The organism is Thomasclavelia cocleata, assembly GCF_900102365.1.
Classification (GTDB): domain Bacteria; phylum Bacillota_I; class Bacilli_A; order Erysipelotrichales; family Coprobacillaceae; genus Thomasclavelia; species Thomasclavelia cocleata.
Genome location: NZ_FOIN01000071.1, coordinates 1 through 6640, shown reverse-complemented (window position 1 = coordinate 6640; position 6640 = coordinate 1). Strand labels below are relative to the sequence as shown.

At 25.4% G+C, this 6640-nt stretch carries 6 protein-coding genes; 3 read left to right on the top strand and 3 right to left on the bottom strand.

The annotated features are described in order from the left end of the window. Nucleotides 1-615: 615 nt before the first annotated feature. From BMW96_RS13585 to BMW96_RS13575, 3 genes are all read left to right on the top strand, one after another. Nucleotides 616-1299, top strand: coding sequence for a TVP38/TMEM64 family protein (locus tag BMW96_RS13585; protein WP_092357079.1), 684 nt, complete (start codon nt 616-618; stop codon nt 1297-1299). A 72-nt stretch (nt 1300-1371) separates the two neighbouring features. Then, nucleotides 1372-2076 (top strand): response regulator transcription factor, encoded by a 705-nt coding sequence (locus BMW96_RS13580; RefSeq protein WP_092357076.1) that lies wholly within the window; start codon nt 1372-1374, stop codon nt 2074-2076. 8 nt (nt 2077-2084) lie between these two features. Next, complete coding sequence (locus BMW96_RS13575; RefSeq protein WP_092357073.1) at nt 2085-4172, top strand: sensor histidine kinase; 2088 nt, start codon at nt 2085-2087, stop codon at nt 4170-4172. 10 nt (nt 4173-4182) lie between these two features. On the opposite strand, the gene BMW96_RS13570 is transcribed toward BMW96_RS13575, so the two are convergent. The 3 genes from BMW96_RS13570 to BMW96_RS14885 all read right to left on the bottom strand — a co-directional run. Continuing rightward, nucleotides 4183-5082, bottom strand: coding sequence for a DegV family protein (locus tag BMW96_RS13570; protein ID WP_092357070.1), 900 nt, complete (start codon nt 5080-5082; stop codon nt 4183-4185). 43 nt (nt 5083-5125) lie between these two features. Further along, on the bottom strand, nt 5126-5818 hold the full coding sequence (locus tag BMW96_RS13565; protein WP_244881329.1) for a hypothetical protein: 693 nt from the start codon (nt 5816-5818) through the stop codon (nt 5126-5128). 699 nt (nt 5819-6517) lie between these two features. Beyond that, nucleotides 6518-6640 (bottom strand): LPXTG cell wall anchor domain-containing protein (locus tag BMW96_RS14885; RefSeq protein ID WP_143050762.1); only part of this gene is annotated, 123 nt, incomplete at its 5' end.

Genomic DNA, 6640 nt, shown 5'->3' with positions numbered 1-6640 from the left:
TTTCTACTAACGGATAAATGAAACACCAGTCAATAGAGGCTTCTAATTTTCTAACCATATGATCAGCTGGAACAAGCTCATCAATAGTACATAAAATAATGTGATCATGTTTAGTTTTATTTACTGTCATTGTCATATTAATTTCCTCCAAATGTGCACTTATATTATACCATATCATGACTTCTTTATCTTAAACAAAAAAGTCGTGGAGCCTCAAAGTTTGCACACTTGGAACGAAGTCATCCACGACCACTGATATATTATCACATAAACAACAAAATAAAAAGACTGCTGACAATTTTTTATTTGTCAACAGCCTGGGAACTTTGTAAATACAAAGTTCTTTTCATTTTATTTAATTTTTCAAGCTCTATTAATATCTTTAAATTGTTAAAAATCTTTTTATTCATCCCCTCTTCAGGGTTTAACTCTTAAAAAACTTCTAAACCATCCAGCTTATAATTAAACACAGTTTTTAAAAACTAATAATATTTTCTACCTTTTAAATATTGTATATACTAAATTAGATAATTTAATAAACATTTAAGAATTATTTTTAATCTTTCACCCGTTTTCTTTTAAATTAAATGTCTATACTAATAACGAGGTGAGAAAATGGAAACAATTAGAGGAAATAAAAAATTAATCTATCAATTATTTATTGCAATACTTGTTATGGCAATAATATGCCTATTATTATATAAACCTTTTGAACATTTATTAAATAATCCTGAAACATTGAAAAATGAACTAAGTCAATTGGGACATTGGGGAAAATTAATTTTAATATTGATGATGACTATACAAGTAGTCTTTGTTTTTTTACCAGGAGAGATTATTGAAGTCGCTTCAGGATTTTGTTATGGTACTTTTGAAGGAATGGCAATTTGTTTACTTGGTGCAATACTAGGAACAATTATAATATTTTGGTTAGTTGAAAGATATGGAATTAAATTTGTTAATAAATTTTATAATCAAGAAAAATTAAATGAAATATATTTTTTAAAGAGCAAAAAAAATATTGAACTAATAATTTTTATTATTTTTTTTATTCCTGGTACCCCAAAAGATATCCTTACATACTTTGCACCATTCACTCGAATTAAATTATCTACTTTCTTATTAATTACCACAGTAGCTAGAATACCTTCAATTATAACTAGCACAATTGGTGGTAATGCACTATCTAATCAAAATTATCATTTTACAATTACTGTTTTTATAATTACAGGTATTATTTCTATTCTTGGTCTTTTTGCCTATAAATCTTATATTAATAGACAAGATAAGAATCTTTAGAAAATCTTTTGATTTCACTTCTGTTATTCTTAAACCTAATCATTTATAATTAATATGAAAGAAGGTAAAGGAATGAATCAAGATAATATTTTAATTGTAGAAGATGAAATTGAAATTGCTAAAGCGATTGAAATATATTTGAAATCTCAAGGCTACAATGTTTTTATAGCAAATAATGGACTAGCTGGTTTAAAAATAATTGAACAGAATAACATCCATCTAGCAATTGTTGATATAATGATGCCAGTAATGGATGGAATTGAAATGACAATGAAAGTTCGAGAAAATTATGATTTTCCAATTATCTTTTTATCAGCTAAATCAGAGGATATAGATAAAATAACCGGATTAAATATAGGTGGAGATGATTATGTTACTAAACCATTTGTACCAATGGAACTTTTAGCTCGTGTATCTTCTCAGCTACGTCGCTATCATAAATTTTTAAATATGATTAATAAAAAACAAGAAGAAAGTAATAAATATATTGTCGGTGGATTAGAGTTAGATTTGGATACTAAGGAAGTTACTATTGATGGAAAATTAGTAAAAGTAACACCTATTGAACTAAAAATTTTAGAGTTATTAATGGAAAAACCTGGTCGAGTCTTTTCAAGTGAACAAATATATGAAAACGTTTGGAATGAAGCCGCTATTAATACAGAAACTGTAATGGTACATATTCGTAATCTAAGAGAAAAAATTGAAATTACCCCTAGTAATCCCCAATATTTAAAAGTTGTTTGGGGAGTTGGATATAAGATTGAAAAACAGTAGGTGATGAAATGAAGAAAAAGAAAATTATTTTTTCGATTTTAACTATTATAATTATATTTATTAGTAGTACTAGTGTGTACTATTGTTATAATGTTGTTGAAAATAGTAATAAAAAAAGTATAAATTTTACTAATAACACTATTCTTTATGATATTTTAGATAATGTTTATCCTCTTAGTTTTCAGCTTGATAACGTCGGTAAAAAAGAAGGTATTCCTAAATATCTTACTGCTAATGAAGAAGCTAGTGAAGTATTTTATCATAATAACATTTTATATAGCAGAGAGCTAATGTCAGAAAAGAAAAATATTAAATATTATGCTGAAGGCAATAATAATAAACTTGGTAATACTAATGATGACATAAAAAACATTCAAAACAATACAGATTTAACAGATAAATATCAATGGTATTTAAAAATAGCTTTTAATGAAAAAGGCGAACTTACATACGATACATTAGGATGTCCAATAGCTGGTAATCAAAATTATGAATTAGTATGGAACAACTTTAAACAAACTTATTTTCAATATTTAGATGAATATGATACAAATGCAATTCTACATAATCCTACTAATATTACAATTTATTTTGCAGTACCATATAAACTCAATACTAATTCTATTGATGCAATTGCCTATTACAATGAAAGTAATTTAAATAATACTAATGTTGAAACCATTATTCCTTTTGCATTTATCGCTATTATCGCAGTATGTTTATATATGCTTTTATATCCACATGAAATTGTTAAAGAAGTTGGTATCTTTAAATATCCTGCCAAAATTAAACTAGAGCCATTAGTTATTGGTATTGTTTTATCTTATATTGGCATTATTAAGATAATATATGGTTTAATTATTGATACATTAAATGGCTATTATATCAATAAATTAACTATAATTGGATTTGGTCAACATAGTGAATTAATTCTTGGAGCAATGAATATTTTATCATGGGCAGGATTACTATTTTTATCAATGTTTTGTATATTTTACTTAAAATCAATATTTAAAGTTGGATTTATTAATTTTATAAAAAATAATACTATTTGTATCTGGTTATTTCAAAATATAAATAAATTAATAAATAAAGTTAGTAGTTTTGATATAAATGATGATATAAATAAAATTATTCTTAAAATTGTTTTAGTTAATTGTCTAATTATTTCTATAATATGTTGTTTCTTTACTTTTGGAATTTTCTTTTCTTTAATTTATTCTACTATCTTATTTGTTATTCTAAAAAATAAATTTAATGAATTTAAAAATGATTACGATATACTATTAAATGCTGTCAAAAGATTATCTAATGGTGATTTTGATGTTGAAATTAATCAAGATATTGGGATGTTCAACTCATTAGGAACAGAATTTACAAATATTAAAAATGGTTTTGAAAAGGCTGTAAATGAAGAAGTAAAATCACAAAAAATGAAAACTGAATTAATTTCCAATGTGTCACATGATTTAAAAACACCACTAACATCAATTATTACATATGTAGATTTATTAAAAAATGATAATCTTAGTCCAAATAAAAGAAATGAGTATATTGAAACACTTGATCGAAACTCACTTAGATTAAAGAATCTTATTCACGATCTATTTGAGGTAAGTAAAGCTAATAGTGGAAATATTAAATTAAATTTTGTTAATGTTGATCTTGTTGCTTTGATACAACAAACTAAATTTGAATTAACAGATAAATTTAATGAAAAAAATTTAACTTTTAAAACTAATTTCCCTGAAGAAAAAATCATTTTATCATTAGACAGTTCAAAAACTTATCGTATTTTTGAAAATCTATTAATAAATATAAGTAAATATGCATTAGAAAATACAAGAGTATACATCGATATCATTAGTCATAAAGACGAAGTAAAAATTATTTTCAAAAATATTTCTGCTGATGAAATTAAAGTTAGTGAAGATGAATTAGTTGAACGTTTTATCCAAGGTGATACATCTAGAAATACAAGCGGTAGTGGTTTAGGCTTAGCTATTGCAAAAAGTTTTACTGAATTACAAAACGGAATATTTAAAGTTAATGTTGATGGCGATTTATTTAAAGCTATTGTTATATTTAAAAAATAGGAGCTAGCTCCTATTTTTTATTACATTTTTTCAACACCCCAACTCCTAAAGGGTGTGGACCTGTATGAACACCAATAGTCGCCCCTATTTGACGAATTGGTATCTCATCTTTAAATGATGCTGATAACTGTTCTAATGATTTAATAAACTGCTCTTTAAATTCAATAGCCTCTTCTTTATCATAACCAAAACCAATACAAAAACGATATTCATTTATATCTAATTCATTATCCTTAAAATAACTAATAATTTGCTCAACAATCTTTTGTTTAGACTTCTTACGCCCTCTAGTTAATCCATTATTAAAAATTTCTCCTTCTTTAAGCAGAATTAACGGTTTAATTCCTAAAGCACCTGCTGCTATTCCTGATAATTTCCCAACTCTACCTCCATGTACTAAATAATCCATACCATTAATAGTAAAAAAAATCCTTCCTGTCTCTTTAACTAAATTAACAAACTTAACAGTCTCTTCAAATGTTGCACCTGTATTTTTTTTAGCAACAGCTTCTTCAACAAGCATTCCTTGTAAAACGGTATTAACTGTTGCATCAATTATTTCAATTTTTGCATCAGGATATTTATCTAATAGTATATTTTTAGCATTCATTGCTGAATTATAAGAACCAGAAAACTTCGTTGTAATACAAATACAAATAATATCTACTTCATTTTTTATAATTGGTTCGAAAACATCTAAATAATCTTGAATCGAAGGCATTGATGTTTTAGGAAAAACCTTCGGATTATCAATCATAAATTGATAAAAATCCCTAACACCTAGATCAATTATTTCTTTTTGATGGCTAATTCCATCTACTGATACATAAAAAGGTATAACATCAATATCTAATTGTTTCACTAGTTCAAGCGGTAGATCACATGATCCATCTGTTATAATCTTATACATCTTTTCTCCTCTTTTCTATTTGTAATACTAGTAAATTAATTATTTATAAATTTTTTCTTTTAACAATTAAATCAATACTCCGTTGAATCTCTTGATTCATAATTAAGTTATCAGATTTCCATTTTCTTAACAAATCCTCAGCTTGATTAAATGAAGATAAACAAATAATTAACTTCCACAACATAAATTGGTTATTTTGATATCTACTAAGTAGATTAATTATAACTTGATAATATTTTTCTATCGCAAGCTCCTGATGATAAAATACTTGCCAACCAACAGCATCTATAATTTCAGCAACAACTAAATCAACTCCACAATTAAGATTTTCTAATATTGATTCAAAATATCTTGGATTCATTTTAGCCATTGTTCTAGCAATAATATCTCTAGGTAAAGGATAACTTTTTTTCATAGATACCTTTTTTGCAATATCATGATGTTGATTTTTTCCTATTTTACCAACATATAGAATCATTTTCTTAATTGTCATTTCATTTCCAGTAGATAATATATTACATATTTCTAATTTAGTATAAAGAGCCTTTTCACTTATTAACATCTTAAGAATTATTTCATCTAATTCATTTATATCTATAATATTTTTTAAAACATACAAAGCAGCAGTACGTTTAAATGCCTGCTTATCACTAAGTAATTCAAATAATTCTTCTTTTGAATATGAAAAAAATATTTCAGCTTCAACATTGGTAATAAATCCACGTTTTTTTAACACTTCTAGATCACTTTTCATATCTACATTTTACTAGATTTTTACCAAAGAGTATACAAAAAAACAGGATAGAGAAAAATAATTTTGCCCCTACCATTGCAACACATTGTATATGAAACAACATTTATCTTGTTATAACAAACTCTTTAGATAGTAATCTAAAAAATTAATTTCCTTTTTTATTTTTCTAATTTACTATATTGATCCCACTTTTTTCTTTCATCCTCATATATTTGAACATTATATATTTATCCACAACTAAATCCGCACTTACTTAGTTTCTTCTACTATTTATGATTATGTATATTAAATACTTCTAACTTTATTAAATATTTTTGATAGTAAATTTGATATAACATACTTTATTCTCAAGACAATTCTGATATTTGTATATATTTTCATAACAAATCATTTTATAGAAAAAAATCCTAAAAAATGTCTGTACTCATCTTTCCACGACCTCTTGATTTACTATTTCAGTTTTACGTTTACCTTTTTATTGTTCTACCTTATCCACCTATTTTGCCTTATCAAGTTCTATTTGTAGGCTCAAAAAATTTGTTACATAACTTCCTTAATTCATAACATCACTAACCTTTCATGTTTAGACTTTCACCAACCAAATAAGTGCCATGCCTTGTACAAAAAAATAGAGCAGGTACTTAATTATCCTGCTCTATTGCTTTCTAGTTTAAATAATTATTATAAACCTTTTCTTTTTTTATTTCCATAGAATCCTAATGAAGCAATTGCTAAACCTAGTAATGGATACATCATATTTGTTGTATCTCCAGTTTTTACACTTGCTGTTGTATCTCCAGCTTT

Coding starts and splice junctions, on each gene's coding strand:
- BMW96_RS13585 (WP_092357079.1), top strand. CDS start 616: ATGGAAACAATTAGAGGAAATAAAAAATTAATCTATCAATTATTTATT.
- BMW96_RS13580 (WP_092357076.1), top strand. CDS start 1,372: ATGAATCAAGATAATATTTTAATTGTAGAAGATGAAATTGAAATTGCT.
- BMW96_RS13575 (WP_092357073.1), top strand. CDS start 2,085: ATGAAGAAAAAGAAAATTATTTTTTCGATTTTAACTATTATAATTATA.
- BMW96_RS13570 (WP_092357070.1), bottom strand. CDS start 5,082: ATGTATAAGATTATAACAGATGGATCATGTGATCTACCGCTTGAACTA.